This is a genomic window from Nonomuraea polychroma (genome assembly GCF_004011505.1).
GTDB classification, from domain to species: Bacteria; Actinomycetota; Actinomycetes; order Streptosporangiales; family Streptosporangiaceae; genus Nonomuraea; species Nonomuraea polychroma.
In genome coordinates this window covers 8,749,839-8,769,610 of record NZ_SAUN01000001.1, presented here as the reverse complement: position 1 = coordinate 8,769,610, position 19,772 = coordinate 8,749,839, and the positions used below count along the sequence as shown (strand labels likewise).

Annotated in this window: 23 protein-coding genes; 8 read left to right on the top strand and 15 right to left on the bottom strand. The window is 69.6% G+C overall.

The window, feature by feature from the left end:
- Positions 1-67 precede the first annotated feature (67 nt).
- A complete protein-coding gene (locus EDD27_RS40230; protein WP_241564518.1) occupies positions 68-565 on the bottom strand; it encodes a hypothetical protein in 498 nt (165 codons plus the stop codon).
- A gap of 67 nt (positions 566-632) precedes the next feature.
- Positions 633-1,187, bottom strand: coding sequence for a 3'-5' exonuclease (locus tag EDD27_RS40225; RefSeq protein ID WP_127937039.1), 555 nt, complete (start codon positions 1,185-1,187; stop codon positions 633-635).
- A 128-nt stretch (positions 1,188-1,315) separates the two neighbouring features.
- On the opposite strand from EDD27_RS40225, the gene EDD27_RS40220 reads away from it, so the two are divergent.
- Positions 1,316-2,161, top strand: coding sequence for a hypothetical protein (locus tag EDD27_RS40220; RefSeq protein ID WP_127937038.1), 846 nt, complete (start codon positions 1,316-1,318; stop codon positions 2,159-2,161).
- On the opposite strand, the gene lpdA is transcribed toward EDD27_RS40220, so the two are convergent.
- Both lpdA and EDD27_RS40210 read right to left on the bottom strand, forming a co-directional pair.
- Positions 2,151-3,530, bottom strand: a complete 1,380-nt coding sequence (gene lpdA, locus EDD27_RS40215) for a dihydrolipoyl dehydrogenase (RefSeq protein ID WP_127937037.1) — start codon at positions 3,528-3,530, stop codon at positions 2,151-2,153. The two genes, EDD27_RS40220 and lpdA, sit on opposite strands and share 11 nt — an antisense overlap.
- Before the next feature lie 38 nt (positions 3,531-3,568).
- Complete coding sequence (locus EDD27_RS40210) at positions 3,569-3,943, bottom strand: tautomerase family protein (protein WP_127937036.1); 375 nt, start codon at positions 3,941-3,943, stop codon at positions 3,569-3,571.
- Positions 3,944-3,961: 18 nt separating this feature from the next.
- On the opposite strand from EDD27_RS40210, the gene EDD27_RS40205 reads away from it, so the two are divergent.
- From EDD27_RS40205 to EDD27_RS40195, 3 genes are read left to right on the top strand one after another with little or no spacing between them, the layout of a single operon-like run.
- Positions 3,962-4,612: a response regulator gene (locus tag EDD27_RS40205; RefSeq protein WP_127937035.1), complete on the top strand. Its 651-nt coding sequence runs from the start codon at positions 3,962-3,964 to the stop codon at positions 4,610-4,612.
- A 6-nt stretch (positions 4,613-4,618) separates the two neighbouring features.
- Positions 4,619-5,671 (top strand): quinone-dependent dihydroorotate dehydrogenase, encoded by a 1,053-nt coding sequence (locus EDD27_RS40200; protein ID WP_206641866.1) that lies wholly within the window; start codon positions 4,619-4,621, stop codon positions 5,669-5,671.
- A 14-nt stretch (positions 5,672-5,685) separates the two neighbouring features.
- Entirely contained in the window at positions 5,686-6,243 is a 558-nt protein-coding gene (locus EDD27_RS40195) for a GNAT family N-acetyltransferase (protein ID WP_127937033.1), read from the top strand.
- 4 nt (positions 6,244-6,247) lie between these two features.
- On the opposite strand, the gene EDD27_RS40190 is transcribed toward EDD27_RS40195, so the two are convergent.
- The 4 genes from EDD27_RS40190 to EDD27_RS40175 form a co-directional block, all read right to left on the bottom strand.
- Positions 6,248-7,840, bottom strand: a complete 1,593-nt coding sequence (locus tag EDD27_RS40190; RefSeq protein ID WP_127937032.1) for a beta-N-acetylhexosaminidase — start codon at positions 7,838-7,840, stop codon at positions 6,248-6,250.
- The gene (locus tag EDD27_RS40185) at positions 7,837-8,670 is read right to left on the bottom strand and encodes an N-acetylmuramoyl-L-alanine amidase (RefSeq protein WP_127937031.1); all 834 of its coding nucleotides are present in this window, start codon (positions 8,668-8,670) and stop codon (positions 7,837-7,839) included. The genes EDD27_RS40190 and EDD27_RS40185 overlap by 4 nt, the downstream gene beginning before the upstream one ends.
- 40 nt (positions 8,671-8,710) lie before the next feature.
- On the bottom strand, positions 8,711-8,962 hold the full coding sequence (locus EDD27_RS40180; RefSeq protein WP_127937030.1) for a hypothetical protein: 252 nt from the start codon (positions 8,960-8,962) through the stop codon (positions 8,711-8,713).
- A gap of 270 nt (positions 8,963-9,232) precedes the next feature.
- The gene (locus EDD27_RS40175; RefSeq protein ID WP_241564517.1) at positions 9,233-10,285 is read right to left on the bottom strand and encodes a LacI family DNA-binding transcriptional regulator; all 1,053 of its coding nucleotides are present in this window, start codon (positions 10,283-10,285) and stop codon (positions 9,233-9,235) included.
- Positions 10,286-10,429: 144 nt separating this feature from the next.
- Between EDD27_RS40175 and EDD27_RS40170 the strand changes: the two genes are divergently transcribed.
- Positions 10,430-11,080: a TetR/AcrR family transcriptional regulator gene (locus tag EDD27_RS40170; protein WP_241564516.1), complete on the top strand. Its 651-nt coding sequence runs from the start codon at positions 10,430-10,432 to the stop codon at positions 11,078-11,080.
- 123 nt (positions 11,081-11,203) lie between these two features.
- Here the strand turns inward: EDD27_RS40170 and bldC are convergent, their stop codons facing one another.
- Positions 11,204-11,407 carry a developmental transcriptional regulator BldC gene (gene bldC, locus EDD27_RS40165; protein WP_013133571.1) on the bottom strand — a complete coding sequence of 68 codons (204 nt, stop codon included), beginning with the start codon at positions 11,405-11,407 and terminating at the stop codon, positions 11,204-11,206.
- A 323-nt stretch (positions 11,408-11,730) separates the two neighbouring features.
- Positions 11,731-12,597 (bottom strand): DUF8083 family protein, encoded by an 867-nt coding sequence (locus EDD27_RS40160; RefSeq protein ID WP_127937029.1) that lies wholly within the window; start codon positions 12,595-12,597, stop codon positions 11,731-11,733.
- Between the two features lie 107 nt (positions 12,598-12,704).
- Here EDD27_RS40160 and EDD27_RS40155 point away from each other — a divergent pair, with 107 nt between their 5' ends.
- Both EDD27_RS40155 and EDD27_RS40150 read left to right on the top strand, forming a co-directional pair.
- On the top strand, positions 12,705-13,784 hold the full coding sequence (locus EDD27_RS40155) for a Glu/Leu/Phe/Val family dehydrogenase (protein WP_127937028.1): 1,080 nt from the start codon (positions 12,705-12,707) through the stop codon (positions 13,782-13,784).
- A gap of 151 nt (positions 13,785-13,935) precedes the next feature.
- Positions 13,936-14,163 (top strand): DUF3073 domain-containing protein, encoded by a 228-nt coding sequence (locus EDD27_RS40150; RefSeq protein ID WP_127937027.1) that lies wholly within the window; start codon positions 13,936-13,938, stop codon positions 14,161-14,163.
- A 140-nt stretch (positions 14,164-14,303) separates the two neighbouring features.
- Here EDD27_RS40150 and EDD27_RS40145 read toward each other — a convergent pair whose 3' ends face one another.
- Positions 14,304-15,134 carry an alpha/beta fold hydrolase gene (locus EDD27_RS40145; RefSeq protein WP_127937026.1) on the bottom strand — a complete coding sequence of 277 codons (831 nt, stop codon included), beginning with the start codon at positions 15,132-15,134 and terminating at the stop codon, positions 14,304-14,306.
- A gap of 85 nt (positions 15,135-15,219) precedes the next feature.
- On the opposite strand from EDD27_RS40145, the gene EDD27_RS40140 reads away from it, so the two are divergent.
- Positions 15,220-15,765: a CGNR zinc finger domain-containing protein gene (locus EDD27_RS40140; RefSeq protein WP_206641865.1), complete on the top strand. Its 546-nt coding sequence runs from the start codon at positions 15,220-15,222 to the stop codon at positions 15,763-15,765.
- Between the two features lie 241 nt (positions 15,766-16,006).
- On the opposite strand, the gene purM is transcribed toward EDD27_RS40140, so the two are convergent.
- The 4 genes from purM to EDD27_RS40120 all read right to left on the bottom strand — a co-directional run bounded on the left by purM (position 16,007) and on the right by EDD27_RS40120 (position 19,770).
- Positions 16,007-17,035 carry a phosphoribosylformylglycinamidine cyclo-ligase gene (gene purM, locus EDD27_RS40135; RefSeq protein WP_127937024.1) on the bottom strand — a complete coding sequence of 343 codons (1,029 nt, stop codon included), beginning with the start codon at positions 17,033-17,035 and terminating at the stop codon, positions 16,007-16,009.
- Entirely contained in the window at positions 17,032-18,468 is a 1,437-nt protein-coding gene (gene purF, locus EDD27_RS40130; protein ID WP_127937023.1) for an amidophosphoribosyltransferase, read from the bottom strand. The genes purM and purF overlap by 4 nt, the downstream gene beginning before the upstream one ends.
- A 49-nt stretch (positions 18,469-18,517) precedes the next feature.
- On the bottom strand, positions 18,518-19,264 hold the full coding sequence (locus EDD27_RS40125) for an SDR family NAD(P)-dependent oxidoreductase (protein ID WP_127937022.1): 747 nt from the start codon (positions 19,262-19,264) through the stop codon (positions 18,518-18,520).
- 98 nt (positions 19,265-19,362) lie between these two features.
- Positions 19,363-19,770, bottom strand: a complete 408-nt coding sequence (locus EDD27_RS40120; RefSeq protein WP_127937021.1) for a MarR family winged helix-turn-helix transcriptional regulator — start codon at positions 19,768-19,770, stop codon at positions 19,363-19,365.
- Positions 19,771-19,772: the final 2 nt, after the last annotated feature.

Genomic DNA, 19,772 nt, shown 5'->3' with positions numbered 1-19,772 from the left:
CATCGGCTGGACCAGGCGCTGAACGAATGCCACGAGCGCCATGCCGTTCGGCCTGGCGCCGTGGCACTCAGTTTTCCAGTTCGGCCGGCTCCCGCCTCTTCGTGGTCAGGGAGGCCAGCAGCAGCATGAGCGCGCTCTGGGCGAGCATGCCGGGTGCGAGCGGCGGGGCGAAGCCGACGGTCTTGGTGGCCGCGTACCACCACTGGGTGAGCGGCGAGAGCGTGCTCCACTCGGTGTCGGAGCCGCCGGCGCCGTAGTTCACCGAAATGTGGACGAAGACGCCGTACGCCGCCGTGAGCAGCACGACCAGTGCCATCACACGAACCACGGTGACCGTGCGCGCGGAGCCGCCGAAGGCCAGCATGGCCAGGGCGACCGTGAGGAGCACGAGCGCCGCCCACGGGATCATCTGGGTCATGCTCTCCCAGTGGCGTTCGAAGGCGAGCTCGAAGGCGGCGCCGGCGATGCCGATGGCGACCAGAGCTAAGAGTCCGAAACGTAGCGAGATCGTGCCTGCTTGGGCGAGCTTGCGGTGGCTTGGCGCCCTCTCCGAGGTTGAGGTCATGCCACTGACCATTTCCTCGCTGGTTCAGAGCATCCTGTGCGAATTCTGAAGAACTGGTAAGAACCTGTCAGCCTGCCGTACGCCGCAGGACCTGCTCGAATATCCGGGCCAGCTCGACCGCGTCCTCTCCCGCGTGATGTGTGTGGGGGAACCCATCGAGGCCCAGCTCCCGCTTGATGTCGCCACTGCGGCTCGCGGACCACTCACGGCCGGTCAGTCCCATCCAGTAGCTCCGCAGATCGATCCCGGACCCGGTCGCGCCGAACGGGCTCTTCCCGGTGAAGCGCATGAAGTACCAGTGCACGAACATGCCGTCCCACACCGCGGGCGCGGCCAGGAAGACGGGCCGCCCGATCTCCCGCAGCCCGTTCACCCACCGGGCGGCCGCCGCCATCGCCTCCTCCGGCGTGGGCGCCTCGCGCAGCAGCCGGTCGCGGTCGAGCCCGGAGACGGCCAGCGCCTCGGGCACGTATGCGTCGGAGATCGGCCGCAGCTCCGTGTAGAACGTCAGGTCCGGCCGCCCGGCCACGGCCATGCCCAGGGAGATCATGCTGTACGGGCCGGGAACGGGCCCGTCGGCCTCCACGTCCACGGCGACGTACAACTCCGGAAGTCGGGACACGGCCCCCAAGGATAACTGCACGAGTTCTTCACGACATCCGCACGCCGGCCTGGTGGATCGGCGGGACCTGGCGCGGTGTGCTCGAAGGGGATCACCTGCCGGTGTCCCACTCGACGGAGGTGCCGCCCATGGGGGACTGGATTGATGAGCCGATCGTGGATCCCACGCTGTCCGCACGCGACCGGTCGCGCCTCCTCAACGCGGCCTCGCCGCTGCCCGGCCCGCCTGACCGCGACCCGCCACCCTGGGTGCGGTGGCTCTTCCGTTTAGGCGCGGTCGTCACCGGCGGCGGGGGAGCCCTGTTCACCGTGGCGGCCTACCACACCGACCCCGGGGCGGCCGGGCTGTCGGCCGTGATGGTCGTGGTCATCACGATGCTCTTCATCGGCGTCACCCGGCCCGGCATGGGACATCGGCGCTACTGCAGGTACGCCGGCCGCTACGTCATCCCGTCCGCGCTGGACGACGCCGCGCTCGACCTGCTGGCCAGGGCGCGGCAGGCCGTCACGGACGTGTCCGGCTCCCGCGTGCACCGGCTGGGACTCCTCGACGCCATCGCCAACGACGTCGTGCTGCCCGAACAGCTGTGGGAGATCGCCTGCCTGTTGCGTACCCACACCGACCTGCGGGCCGAGCAGGCCGCGGCGCTGGGCGAGGTGATGACGCCCGAGCTCGCCGCCGTGCTGCAGGCCCAGCGGGAGGCGCTCGGCCTGTCGGTGGCGGCTGTCGCGGGGCGGGTGGAAGAGCTGGAGGCGTACGCGCGCCGGGTGCGGGAGGCGGACGCGGCACTGCGTGCGCAGGAACTGCAGAAGAGCAATGAACGGTACCGGGACCTGCTGGCCAGGACCGGCGACACGGAGGGCCTGCGTCACCTGATCGACCAGGCCGACACGCTGACGAAAAGCCTGCGTGCCGAGTGTGATCCGGGCGCCGCGCTCAGCCTCGGCGCGGCGCCCCAGGAGTTCACATGTTGATCATGTGACCGGCGAGGCCGTGGATCGCCTCCTTGACCGCCTCGCCGAGCGTCGGGTGCGCGTGGACGTTGCGTGCCACCTCGTGCACCGTCAGGTCCCACTGCTGGGCCAGCGTCAGCTCCGGCAGCAGCTCGGTGACCTCCGGCCCGATCAGGTGGGCGCCGAGCAGCTCGCCGTGCGTGTCATCGCTGATGATCTTGACGAACCCGGCCGCGTCGCCCAGGCCGTGCGCCTTGCCGTTCGCGGTGAACGGGAACTTCGCGACCTTCACGTCGTAGCCCAGGTCGCGGGCCTGCGTCTCGGTGTAGCCGAAGCTGGCCACCTGCGGCTGGCAGTACGTCGCCCGCGGGATCATCACGTAGTCCAGCTCCATGGTCTCCGCGCCCGCGATCGTCTCGGCGGCGATGATGCCCATGGACTCGGCGGCGTGCGCCAGCATCAGCTTGGCGGTGACGTCGCCGATGGCGAAGATGTGCGGCACGTTCGTCCGGAGGCGCCCGTCGACCGCGATCGCGCCCCGGTCGGTCAGCGCCACGCCGGTCTTCTCCAGACCGTAGCCGTCCACCCGCGGCTGGAACCCGATGGCCTGCAGGACCTTGTCCGCCTCGAGCACCTGCTGCTGACCGTTCTTGGTGACGGTGACCTTGACGGAGGCGCCGGTGTCCTCGATGCCGTCCACCCGGGTCGAGGTCATCACCTCGATGCCGAGCCGCTTGTAGCGCTTGGCCAGCTCCGCCGAGACCTCCTCGTCCTCCAGCGGCACGACCCGGTCCAGGAACTCCACGATCGTGACCTTGACGCCGTAGTTGTGCAGCACGTACGCGAACTCCACCCCGATGGCGCCGGCGCCCGCGATGATGATGCTGCGCGGCAGCTCCTCGGTGAGGATCTGCTCCTCGTACGTCACCACCCGCTCGGACAACTGCGTGCCCGGGATCAACCGAGTGGTCGCGCCCGCCGCGATGATGCAGTGGGAGAACGTGATCGTCTCGCCGTTCACCTGGAGGGTGTTCGCGTCCAGGAACGTGCCGCGGCCGTCGTACTCCGTGATGGCGTTCTTCTTCATCAGGTAGTGAACGCCCTTGACCCGGCCGTCGGCCACCTTGCGGCTGCGCTGGAAGGCCGCGCCGTAGTCGAAGGTGACATCGCCGCTGATGCCGAACGTCTTGGCCTCGTTGTGGAAGATGTGGGCCAGCTCGGCGTTGCGCAGCAGTGCCTTGGACGGGATGCAGCCCACGTTCAGGCAGACGCCTCCCCAGTATTTCTCCTCGACGACCGCGGTGCGCAGCCCGAGCTGGGCGGCGCGGACCGCGGCCGTGTATCCTCCCGGACCCGCGCCGAGAACGACGACGTCATAGTGAGTGCTCATGAGTCGGACCATACCGTCCGTCCGAACTCTCCTCTTCGCTAGACCTCCACCTTGTACGACAGGGTGAGCTCATCAGCGGGAACACCGCGAATTCCCCAGTTGACCTTGGGCATCTCGATGATGGTGAGCTCCAGGTCCTCGGGGTCGTGCGGCCACTTGTCGTAGAGCGCCCGGATCAGCGCCCGCTTGGCGTCGTCGGTGCGCCCGGTGAAGCAGACCACCTCGACGATCAGATAGCGATCGCTCCGCTGGGGGCACACGAAGTCGTCGGCGTCCAGCAGCAGGAACCGGTGGAACCGCTTGTCCTCCGGCAAACCCCACGCGCTCACCAGGCACGACTGCACCAGGTCCGAAATCTCCCGCTGCCGCCCGGACCACACGTCCCTGCGGCCGTACATCTTCACCTGAGCCATGTCGGCCACTATAGAGCTGTGATCCGTATTCTCCTCGCCGACGACGAAGCCATGATCCGCGCCGGGGTGCGCGCGATCCTCGCGACCGATCCATCGCTGGACGTGGTCGCCGAGGCGGGCGACGGCAGGCAGGCCGTCGACCTGGCCATCAGCCATCGACCGGACGTGGCGCTGCTCGACATCCGCATGCCGAGGCTCGACGGGCTGGGCGCGGCCGCCGAGATCCGCAGGGTCGCGCCGGAGACGGCCGTGGTGATGCTCACCACGTTCGGGGAGGACGACTACATCGCCAAGGCGCTCGACGTCGGGGCCGCGGGCTTCCTGCTGAAGTCGGGCGACCCGCGCGAGCTGATCGCCGGGATCCACGCGGTGGCCGACGGCGCGGCCTACCTGTCGCCCAAGGTCGCGCAGAGGGTCATCGCCCAGCTCGCCGACGGCAGGATGGCCAGGGGCGCGCAGGCCCGCGACCGCATCCAGGCGCTCACCCAGCGCGAACGTGACGTGCTCGCCCTGCTCGGCGCCGGACTGTCCAACGCCGAGATCGCGGCCAGGATGCACATTGTGGAGGGCACGGTGAAGGCGTACGTGAGCGCCATCCTCACCCGGCTCGACGTACGCAACCGCGTACAGGCCGCGATCATCGCCCACGAGGCAGGGTTGGTAGCCTGACCCGTGATGTATCGCCTCGTGTTCACGCAGGTCTTGCGACGTTTCGACGCCGAGGCCGTGCACCATCTGACGGTGAGCGCCCTCGCGCTCCTCGCGCGGTTGCCGCTGGTCAAGCGGTTGCTGCATCGCGCGCTCGCGCCGCACGACCCCGTTCTGCGCGTGAGCGCGTTCGGCGTGCACTTCCCCGGCCCGCTGGGGCTGGCCGCCGGGTTCGACAAGGACGCCGCCTGCGCGGAGGCGATCGCGGCGCTCGGCTTCGGGCACGTCGAGGTCGGCACCATCACGGCGCACGCCCAGCCCGGCAATCCGCGCCCGCGCCTGTTCCGCCTCACCAAAGAGCACGCGCTGATCAACAGGATGGGCTTCAACAACGCCGGCGCCGCGGCCGCCGCCCGCCGGCTGCGCCGCGCCCGCGGCGTGCCCGTCGTGGTCGGGGTGAACATCGGCAAGACCAAGGTCGTGCCCGAGTCCGAGGCCGCAGCCGACTACGTGACCAGTGCCAAGGCACTGGCCCCGCTGGCCGACTACCTCGTGGTCAACGTCAGCTCGCCCAACACGCCCGGGCTGCGCAACCTGCAGGCCGTCTCGTTGCTGCGGCCGCTGCTCACCGCGGTCAAGGAGGTCGCGGACAACACGCCCCGCCGCACCCCGCTGCTGGTCAAGATCGCCCCCGATCTGGCCGACGAGGACGTGGACGCGGTCGCCGACCTGGCGCTCGAGCTGGGCCTGGACGGGATCATCGCGACCAACACCACGATCAAGCACACCGGCGAGACCGGCGGACTGTCCGGCCGTCCGCTCAAGGGCCGCTCGCTGGAGGTGCTGCGCCGGCTGCGCGCGAGGGTCGGCGACCGCCTCACGCTGGTGTCGGCCGGCGGGGTCGAGGACGAGGACGACGTCTGGGAGCGCCTCCTTGCCGGCGCGACGCTCGTCCAGGGCTACACGGGCTGGATCTACGGCGGCCCGCTCTGGGCCGCGCGCATCCACCGCCGGCTGGCCAGGCGCGCACGCCGTCACGGCCTGAAGTCGATCACGGAGGCCATCGGCCGCACCGCCTGACGCACTATCGTGGCATGGTGATCGAAGCGGTGGCACTCACAGACGACGTCGTCATGCGCCCGGCCACAGAGGGCGACGCCGCGGCCTTGCTCCGGGCCTACGTCCGCAACCGCGACCACCTGCGGCCGTGGGAGCCCCGCAGGCCCGAGGAGTTCTACACGCTGCGCGGGCAGGCCCGCCGGCTCCAGGACGTGCTGGAGCAGCAGGCCGCGGGCCGGGCGGTGCCGTGGGTCCTGGCCGACGGCGAGGAGATCGTCGGGCGCATGACGCTCAACACCATCGTCCGCGGGCCGTGGCTCAGCGCCGACCTCGGCTACTGGACGGACGCCCGCTACACCGGCCGCGGCCTGGCCTCCAAAGCCGTCGAGGAGGTGTGCCGGATGGCCGACCAGGAGGTGGGCCTGCACAGGATCGCGGCCGGCACACTCCTCCACAACGTCGCCTCGCAGAGGGTCCTGCTCAAGTGCGGCTTCGAGCCGTACGGCGTCGCCCCGCTCTACCTGGAGATCGACGGCAAGTGGCAGGACCACCGGCTGTTCCAGCGCATACTCAACGACCGCCCGGCTTTTTGACGGGCTACATGCTCGGCCGGGTGGACTCCGGGTCGTGCGTCATGGCCTCGATGCGAGCCATCACGTCCGCCACCCGGACGCCGCTCGGACGGTGCGGCCGCCGACGCTGCCACGGGTGCGGCCCCGCGAGCGGGCGATACTCCACCCCGATCGCGTCCAGCCGCCCCAGGTGCTCCTCCAGCCGCCCGGCGAAGCCCTCCTGCCCGGTGCCCGACCAGGCCACCTCGGCGAGCGCGCAAGCCCGCGGCCACATGCGGTAGTCCAGCGTGCGGGCGTCCGGCACCCGCTCGGTCCACAGCTGCGCCTGCGCCCCCACGACCCGCGCGCGCTCCTCGTCGGTCCACGTCTCGGGCGCCGGCTGGAACGCGGCCACGTCCTCGACCGTGATCGCGTCCCCGATGGCCATAGGTTCGTCGGCCGAGGCCGCCTCGGCGTAGTCGAAGTACAGCGGGAACACCGGCGTGGCCACCACGTCGTGCCCGGCGGCCGCGGCACGCCGGCCCACACCCATGCCGCGCCACGGCATCACGACGGTGTCCTGCCGCAACCCGCCGCTGACGAACGCCTCGTCCCACACCACGGCCCGCGCCCCGCGCTCGGCCAGCGCGTCCGCCAGCCGCCGCAGGAACCACGCCTGCAGGTCGTTGGTGGTGGCCAGCCCCAGCGACTCGCGGTACGCCGTGATCTCCGCCGAGCCGGCCCAGTGGTCGAGCACCACCTCGTCGCCGCCGATGTGCACGTAGGGCGTCTCGCCCAGCGCCCCCATCAGCTCGTCGAAGATCGTGATCAGGAACTCCACGGTCGGCGGCAGCGGCGACAGGATCGCGGGCGAGATGCCCCACCGGTCCAGCACGTCGTGCCGCTCCCCGGTGGCACCGAACGCCGGGTAGGCCGCCAGGATCGCCGACGCGTGCCCCGGCACGTCGATCTCGGGCACGACCGTGACGCAGCGCGCCCGGGCGTAGGCCCCGATCTCCGCCAGGTCGTCGAATGTGTAGTAGCCGCCGTGCGGGACGTCGTCGTACGCCTCCGGCTCCCGGTAGTAGTTGATCGCCGTACGCGCGCGGTGCGCGGCGACCTCGTGCAGCAGCGGGTACGCCCGGCTCTCCACCCGCCACCCCTGGTCGTCCACCAGGTGCAGGTGGAGCCGGTTGAGCTTGTGCATCGCCATCAGGTCCACCAGGCGCAGGATCTCCCGCTTGGGGAAGAAATGCCGGGCCACGTCCAGGTGCAACCCCCGCCAGGAGAACCGCGGGGCGTCGTCGATCCGGACCCCGGGCACCAGCCACGAATCCTGTGCGGAGGAACGGTAGGTGGCGTGGGGCAACAACTGGTGCAGCGACTGCGCCGCGTAGAACGCGCCGGCGCGCCCGCCCGCCACGATCTCAATGCCCCGCGAGCCGACCGTCAGCCGGTACGCCTCCTCGCCCAGTGCGGGATCCCGGCGGACGTCGATCTCACCGGAGTCGCCTGGACGCAGGTCCAGCACGGGCAGCGCCAGCCGTACGGCGTCCACGAGGTCGCCGGACACGGTCGCGCCCGCGGTCAGTTCGTAGGAGGCGGACAGGTGGGTGAGCAGCTCAGGGCGAGGAATCATGCTTCGAGATAGTGCTGCAATCCGTTCGCCAGCGCCACTGCGATCCGCTGCCGGAACTTCGGGTCCTGGAACTTGGCCGCCTCGACCGCGTTCCTCATGTTGCCGGACTCGATGAAAATCTTCGGCACCGTCGAGAGGTTGAGCCCGCCCAGGTCGTTGCGGTAGCTCAGGGCATCGCGGCCGATGTAGGTCGAGTACGGCAGGCCGGTGCCCTTCGCGAAGGCGTCGCGTACGGCCAGGCCGAGCCTGTCGGACTTGCCCACGACCTTGTCCACGGGCCCGTTGATCTTCTTGGGGATGATGACGTGGAAGCCGCGGTTGCCCGGGGCCGAGCCGTCGGCGTGCACGGAGATCGCGGCGTCCGCATTGGCCTTGTTGCCGATCGCGGCCCGCTCGGTGATGCACGGGCCGACGCCGTCATTGCTGTCCCTGGTCAGCTTGACCGTGGCGCCGCGGCTCTTGAGGATCTTGGCGAGGCGGGTGGAGACGTCCCACGTGAAGGCGGCCTCGCTGTAGCCGTTGTTCGTGGCGGTGCCCGTCGTGTCGCAGGGCTTCCACTTGGTCAGCACGTTGACCTTGCGGTTGACGGCCGCCGGATCGCGGCGGTTGCCGCCGTTGTGGCCGGGGTCGATGACGACGACCTTGCCGTCCAGCGGTTTGCTCTCCGACGCTCCGTCCTTCGCCGTGGCCTGCCTCTGTGCAGGCGCCTGCTGCTGCACGGCGGTCGCGGGAGCGGCCTGACCCGCCGCGGCGCCACCGGAGCCGGTGCCGCCGCACGCGGAGGCGATCAGGCCGCAGACGGCGAGTACTGACGCTGGTAGAGCACGCATGGGCTCCAACTTACGTCAAACCCGAAACTCGAACCGTCCTTTACGAGAACCCCGGTGCCCCGACCTCCTGACGATCCAGCAGGGCGGCCAGCTCCCGCGCGTCCTCGGCGTCGAGACCGAGAACGACGCGGGGGCGGCCCCACGGGTGGTCGAGGGAGTGGGCGACGTAGCTGGCGACGGATTCGGCGCCGGCGTCGACGCCCCGCCCCCTGCCCGCGCGCCAGTGCCCCCAGGCGCGCTCGAGCTCGGCCGCCGCGCGCTGGGCGCAGGACACCAGTTCCGGATCACGCATGACTGTTCCCCCGGATCAGATCGTGACCGGATGGATCCGGCCACAAATAGCATGACCCTGTCGAGTAAACCGCCGCGCGGCCGCCACGCCACGCTGCTTGACTCAGCCTTGGCGGTTCCCGAACAAGAAACCTGCTCTAGCAGGCTCCCGTACCGGCAGCCTGCTTTGCAGTTTGGTCATTCTCCGAATAAGAAACCTGCCTCGGCGGACTGCCGCCCTACCGTCGTGCGCGGGGTCCGCGCCGTAGCGGCAGCCCACCCCGCAGGTTTCTCATTCCGCTTTTCCGGTGCTGCGGCGGACGATCAGCTCGGGGCGGACCTCGCGCATGCGGGCGACCTTGGCGGGGTCTCCGATTCTGTCGCTCAGCAGTGCGGCGGCCGACCTGCCCATCGCGCGGCGGGGCTGGTCGACCGAGGTCAGCGAGATGTGCCGGGAGGCCGACAGATGCGTGTTGTCGTACCCGACCACGGAGAGGTCTTCCGGCACGCGCAGGCCCAGTTCGTCGGCGGCGGACAGAACGCCGAGCGCGACCACGTCATTGGCGGCGAAGATCGCCGTGGGCCTGGGATCGCGGGTCAGCAGCGCCATCGCCGCCGCCCGGCCGCCGTCCTCGGAGGAGTCCGCGGCCTCGACCATGATGTAGGGCGCCAGCGAGTGCCTGCGCATCGCCACGAGGTAGCCCTCGCAGCGCGACGAGCGCGGCCCCTCGATGTGCGCGATGCGCTTGTGACCGAGCTCGACCAGGTGGTCGATGGCCAGACGGGCGCCGAGCTGGTCGTCGTCGACCACGATGTCGACGCTGTCGAGCTCGATGTCACGTTCCCCTACGACGACGGTCGGCGTGTAGGCGGTGGCCTCGATCAGCGTCTCGCTGGTCGGCGCTATGCCCAGCAGGACCAGCCCGTCGACGCGGAGCTCGAGGAAGGCCTCGACGGCCTCGTCCTCGAACGCCGGGTCCCACTGGCTGTTCCCGATCAGCATGCGCAGGCCGTCGCCGTGCAGGCTCTCCTGCAGGCCGTCGAGGAACTCGGCGTAGAACGGGTTGTGCAGGTCGGCCACGAGCGCGCCGACGAGATGGGTACGTCCTTCCACCAGGCTGCGCGCGACCGCGTTCGGCCGGTAGCCGAGCTCGCGGGCGGCTTGCAGCACCGCCTGGCGCCGGTGCTCACTCACGTGCGGGGATCCGCGCAGCACGAGAGAGACCAGCGATTTCGAGACGCCGGCTCGCTCGGCGACATTGCGGATGGTCGGTCTGGGCCGAGGCAGGGCATCTACCTCTCTGAGCTCAGTAATGGTTGAAGTGTTGACGGGCGGTCCTGACATGTGTCTCCCCCGCGAGGCGGATACGGGCACCTGTCTGACCAAACGATCGAGTTAGCCGCAGGGTACGGCCTCCGTCACTGATTGACGCACGGATGCCGATATTGACCGGATATTCACACGTCAGCCATTCGATACTGTGCAGATGTGACAAGCGGGAAGTCAGCCGAGACGGCACGGCCGGCACGGCGCAGGCTCAGCGTGGACCGCCGTCGCGAGGAGCTCATGGCGGCAGCTCTGGAGCTGTTCAGCACCCGCGACGCGGAGGACGTCTCGATCGACGACGTGGCATCGGCGGCAGGCGCCTCTCGGGCCTTGGTCTACCACTACTTCGGTGGCAAGCAGGAGCTCTACGTGGCCGCGCTGACGAGCGCGGCGGAGCAGCTGGAGTCCCGGTTGCGTCCGCAGAACGGCGGCCGGCCGCTGGACGAGCTGGCCTCCGGGCTCAAGCGTTATTTCGACTTCGTCGAGGAGCACGCGGCCGGATTCGCGGCACTGCTGCGCGGCGGCCCCGCCAACAGGACGGGCGAGGTCGGCGAGATCGTGGACGGCGTGCGGCGGCGGCTTTTCCGCCTCATCCAGAAGCAAATGGGCGTCGAGGAGCCGAGCCCGGTGCTGCGCACGACGCTGCGGTCGTGGATCGCCTCCGTGGAGACGGCGGGTCTCGACTGGCTGGAGCATCGCGACATCGAACGTCCGATGCTCGAACGCATGCTCGTCGAGCACATGGTGGCGCTGCTGGGGGTCGCCGCAACCCATGACAGAGACGTGGCCGCCCTGATGGAGCGCCTGGGGTAGAGGGAACCGGAAGGATGGCGCCGGGCGGGCGGCGCCACACTCTCCGACCGTGGTGGACCGGGCCCAGTCTCAGCCTGGTCCACCCCTCAACCCCCCTGAGGTTCGTGAGTGACGACCCTCCGGTTACTCCGAGCGCTGCTGCGGAATCCCCGCGAGCAGTGCCCGAACCTCGGTCTCCCGGTAACGCCGATGACCGCCCAGGGTGCGAATCGACGTCAACTTGCCCGCCTTGGCCCACCGCGTGACGGTCTTGGGGTCGACCCTGAACATGGTGGCGACCTCAGCGGGCGTAAGCAGTGGCTCGGCCTCGGGTGTACGAGCTGACATTTGTGCGGCCTCTCCTCCGTGTGGACCGGCTTCGCGATCCTGTGACTGCCTTTTGCGCGTGTCACGGATGTCCACCTACGGCCCAGAGCGTGCGGCTTTTCTGAGCCATATGCGGTATCACCCGATGTGACCATACCGCCACGCAGAGCGATTGGCGAGCCCTTCTTTGACCCAACTGCCCGCCCCCGTGGCCATGTCACGCTCGGTGATTCTAGCGACACGGTTCGTGGTATCGCAGTGAAAACGGCAAACTACTCAGTTCGCAGAAGAGAGCAGCCGTGAGACGTGACCTACTCATGCAGGTCAGACGGTCGTATTGGGGTTCAGTTGGCAGATTCCAGCTGTTGCATTGACTTCCACCGGAGGATCACCCTCTGGTACATGGCGTAGGCAAGTTCTTCTTGACCTGTGTCCAGGCCCGTCAGAGCCGCCGAGAGCTCCGCCACCGACTGGTCGGCCTGCAGCGCGTCGTCGTCCATGAGGTGCACGAGGCCGCCGTAGTCGAGCTCGACCAGCGAATGCGGGTGGAACTCCTCCAGCCACCGCGCGATGTCCTCCACGTCGAAGTTGGCAGACACGTCCCCCAGATGCCTGCGCAGCACGTTGAGCGCCCGAGCGGCCCGCCTCCTGGCCTGCGCCATGGAAGTGACGTAAATGAGGTTGCGTCCCGTCGCCGTGGTCTTCACGTCCTGTCCAGGAGTGGCGGAGCCGAGCACCAGCCAGCGCTCGTTCCCATCAAACGGCACGAACCACGATGGCGGCACATGCCACGCCGTAGTGCGGATGTGCGTGCGCAACGCGGACGAGCCGGCCTGCCGCTTGAACCGGTCGAAGTCGTCGGCGATCTGCTCGGCGACGCCCTTGGGCACCAAACGGTCCATCAGCTTCGCGGGAGTGGTCCCGCGCAGCCTTGAGAACGCCAGCCATGAGCGCAGCCGGGTCTGCCAAGGACAGACATAGAGACGGTCTTCAACGCGCCGGAGATAGGCGTTGGGGCTCTCCTGAGCGGGAACGGGTTGAGGGGGCATGCCGAGCAGGCGCATGACCGACTCGCTGTGCTCCGCATTGAGCGCGTTCGCGCGGCGCGGGCGGTCACGTGAGTCGGCATAGTCGGCCCACACCTTGCGCTCGGACTCGGCGAACGCGGTCAGTGGCTCATAGACGCGGAGGTAGGCGGCATAGGGCAGCACGGAGGCATCGTGTCACGAAGCGACCCTGCGTGCACCGTCGTGGCTTACTACGCTGTGAGGTGATCTCCGCCGCAACGGTGCGGCGGACCGGACAGGGAGTCACTACCGTGACCGACGTCTTCGGCTCGTCCCACAAGGACGTCCACGAGCAGGTCGTGTTCTGCGCCGACGAGCAGAGCGGCCTGCGTGCCATCATCGCGATCCACAACACCGCACTCGGGCCGGCACTGGGAGGCACCCGGTTCTACCCGTACGAGAGCGAGCACGCGGCCCTCGCCGACGTGCTCAACCTGGCCAAGGGCATGGCGTACAAGAACGCGCTGGCCGGCCTGGACCTGGGCGGCGGCAAGGCCGTCATCATCGGCGACCCGGCCCAGGACAAGAACGAGGCGCTGCTGCGCGCGTACGGCAGGTTCGTCGAGTCGCTCGGCGGGCGCTACATCACCGCCTGCGACGTCGGCACCTACAGCGAGGACATGGACATCGTCGCCCGGGAGTCGCGTTTCGTGACCGGTCGCACGCTGGCGAACGGCGGCGCGGGGGATTCGTCCATCCTCACGGCGTTCGGCGTGTTCCAGGGCATGCGTGCTTCGGCCGAGCGGGTCTACGGCACACCGTCATTGCACGGCAAGCGGGTCGGCGTCGAAGGGGTCGGCAAGGTGGGTCACCGCCTGGTCGAGCTCCTGCGCGAAGACGGCGCCGAGGTCGTGATCTGTGACGTCAGCCCCAAGGCGATCGAACGTGTCCGCCTGCGGCACCCCGAGGTCGACGTGGTGCCCGACGCCAGGGCTCTGACGTCGGCCGACATCGACGTGTTCGCGCCCTGCGCGCTGGGCGGCGCGCTCGGCGACGACACCGTGGCTCGGTTGAAAGCGAAAATCGTTTGCGGTGCGGCCAACAATCAACTCGCGCACCCCGGTGTCGAGAAGCAACTCGCCGAACGCGGGATCCTGTACGCGCCGGACTACGTCGTCAATTCCGGCGGGGTGATCCAGGTCGCCGACGAGATCAAGGGCTTCAACATGGAACGGGCCAGATCCAAGGCCGCCCAGATCTATGACACGACTCTGAAGATCTTCCGAATCGCGGCTGATGAGGGCGTTCCTCCCGCGGTCGCAGCAGATAGGCTAGCTGAGCGCAGAATGTCGGAAGTCGGGCGTATTAGGGCTATTTGGCTGGGCCACTGACGCCCCACGCCCATACGGCGTACCGAGCTGGGCACAAAACAGGTACGGTAATAGGCGAACGATAGGCTGACGCCCAAAGTCAGGTGGCGTCAGTGTGTGGTGCGTTAGCGACGAGGGGTCGGGGACGACCCCACACGAGGGGGTCGAGCCAATGGGGCGCGGCCGAGCAAAGGCCAAGCAGGTCAAGGTTGCTCGCCAGCTGAAGTACAACAGCGGTGGCACGGATCTTGACCGTCTTCGCGATGAACTCGGGGTCGGAGACTCCAGCCGCAATGACGACGCCGACGACCTCAACGATGAGCTGGCGGATCGCTATGCCGATTACGCCGATGACTATGACACCGGAGACGACGACAGTCGTCCGTCCGGCCGTCGATAGCCACACTCCTGGTTGACGTGGCCGAGGGCCCGGCCGCTCTTCGGCGCGCCGGATCCTCGCTCTCGTTCGTCGGACCTCAGCTCGGATGCGGCCAGGAGCTGCTCGCCGGCAAAGCCCCACGGGCAACCGTGGGGCTTTCGTCACGCTTGCCGGGCAAGAAAGCCGGCGATGAGCGGGGCGATCTCTGGAAGCTTCTCCTCCAGGGCGAAGTGCCCGGTGTCCAACACGTGCACCTCGGCCTCGGGCACGTCGCGCTGGTACGCGTATGCGCCGGGCTCGATGAAGATCGCATCTCCGCCTCCCCAGAGCACCAGCGTGGGCGGGCGGTGCCGGCGCAGCCATGCCTGCCAGGCGGGATAAAGCTCCAGGTTCGACCGGTAGTCGAGCGCGAGCGCCAGCTGTGCTTCCTTGCGTCCGGGCAGGTCGAGGAAGTGCTGGTCGAGCGTCCATCCGTCAGGCGCGATCAGTGACGGGTCCGTGGCGCCGTCCTCGTACTGACTCCGTGTGACCGGCAACGTGAACAGGTCCTCGGCGGGGTCGGCGATGACCTGGCGCGCGATGTCGGACAGGCCCTCGTCGTAGGCGTTGGCGTTCTGCACGATCAAGGCGGCGATCCACTCGGGATGCCGGGTGGCGACCCGGAAGCCCACCGGCCCGCCGAAGTCGAACGCGTACCAGACGAACCGCTCCAGGCCGATCGCCCGTACGAACCCCTCGACCACGTCGGCGAGCCGGTCGAAGGAGTAGACGAAGCCGTCCGGCGCTCGCGTGTGCCCGAAACCGGGGTAGTCCGGCGCGATCAGCCGGTAGCGGTCGCCCAGCGCGTCCATCAACCGCCTGTACTGGTGCGAAGCGGACGGGAAGCCGTGAAGAAGCAGCACCGGCAGCGCGTCTCGCGGCCCCGCCTCCCGATAGAACACCTGAACGCCGTCCACGTCCACGAACCCGTGCCGCACCTGGGGAATGCCCATGACTAATGCCTCTTTCGGTGGATTATGCATTAGTTATAGCGAGAGGCCTCTAATGGGTCAACCCCAAGATGTACCATTAGTCTCCATGGACCTCCTGATCGGTGAGCCGCTCGCGCTGGACCTGGTCAACACCCGCGCCCGCGACTTCGACGCCCTCGACGCGGCCGGGGACTTCCAGACGTGGCTCGCCCGCCAGGCCGACCGGCTCACGCCACCGTCCGCCCCGCTCACGGCCGCCGGGCTGGCCGCCGTCCGCCGCCTGCGCGGCCATGTGGAGTCGGCGCTGAACGCCGTACGCGACGGCGCCGTGCCGCCGGACGCGGCCATCGCCGCGCTCAATGAGGCTGCCCGCGCCGCACCGCCCTACCGGGTGCTGGAGTGGCGGGACGGCAGTTTCCGCACGGGTACGGACCGGGACGGCGACGACCTGGCCCGCCTGCTCGCCCAGCTCGCCGAGGCGGCGGCCGACCTGCTCACCGACTCGGCCGTCGGCCGGATCCGGGGCTGCGAGGGTCCCGACTGCCGCATGGTCTTCCTCCCCGCCCACCCCCGCCGGCGCTGGTGCTCACCCGACCTGTGCGGCAACCGCGTTCGCGTGGCCCGCTACTACCAGCGCCACAAGCCCACCTGACGGGCCGCACCTGAGGCCGGTCTCGCCGAGGGCGGGCACACGCCACCGGCCACGCGGTCAGCGGCCTCCCTGTGGTGCTCTCGCGGTGCCATGCCCGGCCGCCGCGCCGGCAGGCGGGGCGGCATGGACACCGCGGCAGCGCGGGCGGCACGGCCGGCGCGTCAGTAGGCGGGCGGGAGGGGCACCGCGGCAGCGCGGGCGGCACGGCCGGCGCGTCAGTAGGCGGGCGGGAGGGGGCCGGTCAGCGGTAGCGGGCCTGGCCCGTGCCGGGGACGACCTCGCCCAGGACCCACGCCTGCAGGCCGCGCTCACCCAGCAGGCGGATGGCGGCGTCCGCGGAGTCAGCGGCGACGACGGCCGCCATGCCGACCCCCAGGTTGAAGGTGCGGTCCATGTCCTTCTGGGCCACCCGCCCGTGACCGGCCAGCACGCCGAAGATCGGCGGAGGCGTCCACGAGGACCGGTCGAGCAGGGCGTCCAGGTGACCGGGAAGCGAGCGCGACAGATTGCCTTCGATCCCGCCCCCCGTGATGTGCGCGAAAGCGTGCACCCCGGCCGTGCTGCGGGCCAGTTCCAGGCAGTCGAGGGAGTAGATGCGGGTCGGCTCCAGGAGCTCCTCACCCAGCGGCCGCCCCAGCTCGGGAAGCACCGCGTCGAGGGACAACGACGCCTCACGCAGGATGTGGCGGACCAGCGAGTAGCCGTTGGAGTGCACCCCGGAGGAGGCGAGCCCCAGCACCACGTCGCCTTCCTGGACGAGGGCGGGCCCGAGCATGGCGGACGCCTCCACGACCCCCGTGCCGGCCCCCGCGAGGTCGTATTCGTCCGGACCCATCGCCCCCGGGTGCTCGGCCGTCTCGCCGCCCACGAGTGCGGCCCCGGCCAGGCGGCAGCCCTCGGCGACGCCGCCGACGATCTCGGCGACGCGCTCGGGCACCACCTTGCCGCAGGCGATGTAGTCGGTCATGAACAGCGGCTCGGCCCCGCACACCACCAGGTCGTCCAGGACCATGCCGACCAGGTCGATGCCGATGGTGTCGTGCTTGCCGTACTGCTGGGCGATCATGACCTTGGTGCCCACGCCGTCGGTGGAGGTGGCCAGCAGCGGCCGCTCGTAACGCAGCAGGGCAGAGGCGTCGAACAGGCCCGCGAAACCGCTGGCGTCGTCGACCACCTCGGGGCGACGGGACCGCGCCACCTTGTTCTTCATCAGGTCGACGGCCCGCTCACCGGCCGCGATGTCAACGCCGGCGGCCTCGTACGTATTCACGCTTTGGTCTCCAACACGAACTTGCCGACGTTGTCCTGGTCGATGGGGATGGGGTAGGAGCCGTCGAAGCAGGCTCTGCAGAGGCGATCGGCCGGAAGCGTGGTGGCCTTGGTCAGCCCCTCCAGGGAGATGTAGCCGAGCGAGTCCGCGCCGAGCGAGGCACGGATCTCCTCCACCGTCAGCGAGCCCGCGATCAGCTCGGCCCTGGTGGCGAAGTCGATGCCGTAGAAGCACGGCCAGGCCACGGGCGGCGAGGAGATGCGTACGTGCACCTCGCGCGCTCCCGCCTCGCGCAACATCTTGACGATGGCCCGCTGGGTGTTGCCCCGCACGATCGAGTCGTCCACGACCACCAGCCGCTTGCCCTCGACGACCTCGCGCAGCGGGTTGAGCTTGAGTCGGATGCCGAGCTGGCGGATGGTCTGGGAGGGCTGGATGAAGGTGCGGCCCACGTAGGAGTTTTTGACCAGGCCCTGCCCGTAGGGGATCCCGCTCTCCTGCGCGTAGCCGACGGCGGCCGGGGTGCCGGACTCCGGCGTGGGGATGACCAGGTCGGCCTCCACGGGGTGCTCGCGGGCCAGCACGCGGCCGACCTCGACCCTGGTGACCTGGACGCCGCGGCCCGCGATGGTGGTGTCGGGGCGGGCGAGGTAGACGTACTCGAACAGGCAGCCCTTCGGCTCGGCCAGCGCGAAGCGGCGCGATCGCACGCCGCGCTCGTCGATGGTGAGCAGCTCGCCCGGCTCGATCTCGCGGACGACCGTGGCGCCCACGATGTCGAGCGCGGCCGTCTCCGAGGCCACCACCCAGCCGCGCTCGAGGCGGCCGAGCACCAGCGGGCGGATGCCCTGCGGGTCACGGGCCGCGTAAAGCGTCTTCTCGTCCATGAACACGAGCGAGTAGGCGCCCTTGACCTGTGGGAGCAGCTCGGCGGCGGCATCCTCGACGGAGCGGGTGCGGTCCTGGGCCAGCAGCGTGGTCAGGACCTCGGTGTCGGTCGTGGCCCTGGTCGACCCCGGGGCGAGGCGCTGGGCCAGCTCCGGGGTGTTGATCAGGTTGCCGTTGTGCGCGAGCGCGAGGCCACCGACGTCGGTGGAGCTCAGCGTGGGTTGCGCGTTCTCCCACACGCTCGATCCGGTCGTGGAGTAGCGGCAGTGGCCGATGGCCAGGTGGCCGCGGAGGGTGCCGAGCACAGACTCGTCGAAGACCTGGGCGACGAGGCCCATGTCCTTGTAGACGAGAATGCGGCTGCCCTCGCTGACTGCGATGCCCGCGGACTCCTGGCCGCGGTGCTGCAACGCGTACAGCCCGTAGTAGGTCAGTTTTGAGACTTCCTCGCCCGGAGCCCAGACGCCGAAGACGCCACAGGCGTCTTTAGGAGCGCGGTCATGGGGGTCCAGGTCATGGCCGAGCCGGCCGTCGCCCTTCAGCACATGCCTCAGTCTAGGTCGGCCGAATCTGTGCTCGCACCCCGGGGCAATATCACAGTGCGTGGGATGACCTGCCCGCATTGGACCCGTCACGTACGAACTCCCCGGTGACGTTGCGGTTGGCGGCGGAGCCGAGGAAGACGATCAGTGCGGCCAGGTCGTCGGCGGTGGACAGGCGGCGGCTTGGCGTGCGGGCGGCGATCTCGTCGAGGACCGGCTGGGGGATGGGGCGGGAGACGCCGGTGATCGTGAGGCCGGCGACGGCCACGTTCACCAGGATGCCGTCCCTGCCGGCCTCCCAGGCCAGGGCGCGGGCCATGCCGTGCAGGGCCATCTTCGCGGTGCCGTACGGGCCGGGGCCCGGCATGCCCTCCTCGGCCGCCCCCGACGACACGAACACGATCCTGCCGAACTTCCGCCGCCGCATCTCGCGCAGCACGGCCTGGGCGAGCAGGGCGTTGCCGACGACGTTGGCGTGCAGGGCGGCCGTCCACTCCGCGGCCGGCACGTCCTCGAAGGGAACACTGTTGGGCATGATCGTGCCCCAGCGGACGGCGTTCGCGACGAGCGCGTCCACCGGGCCGGCCTCGGCGACGGCGGGCGCGATCGTCGTGTGGTCCTCCAGGTCCAGATGGACGGCCGCCGCTTCGCCGCCTTCCTCCTCGATCCGCTTGACGACCTCGGCCGCCCGGTCCGCGCCGGACTTGTACGTGATCGTGACGCGTGCCCCCGTCTTGGCGTACGCGAGCGCGGTCGCCGCGCCGATGCCCGACGAGCCACCGGTAATGAGCACATGCATGGCAAAATCCCTTCAAAATCTGAATTAGCCGACTAATTAGCCAGCGAACTAGACGCGAGGATCGCCGCGCAAGGGCAGTTCGCTGGCGGTGAAAAGAGCTAGGTCTGCTTGGCGCGGACGAGACGGGCGAGCAGATCGCGCTCGGCGTCGCCGAGGCCGCGCTGAAGGTCCTCGTCCAGCCTGTTCCAGATCTCCTCCACCGGCTCGCGGAGCGCCTTGCCCGCGTCGGTGAGGTGCACCCGGCCCACCCGCGGCCGGCCGGGATCGGGCGCCCGGTAGACGAACCCGGCCCGCTCCAGCCGCTGCAGCGTCTTCGTCACGGTCGGCGGCTCCACGCCCAGTCTGGCGATGAGCTCGCCCTGCGTCAGCCCGTCCTCGCGCCACAGCTGGTTGAGCAGCATCTCCTGTCCCACGTGCAGGCCCAGCGGCGCCAGGGCGGCGGCCAGCTGGTTGCGCTGCGCCTTCATGAGCTTGATCAGTGCGTACGACAGGGTCTCGTCCAGCATGC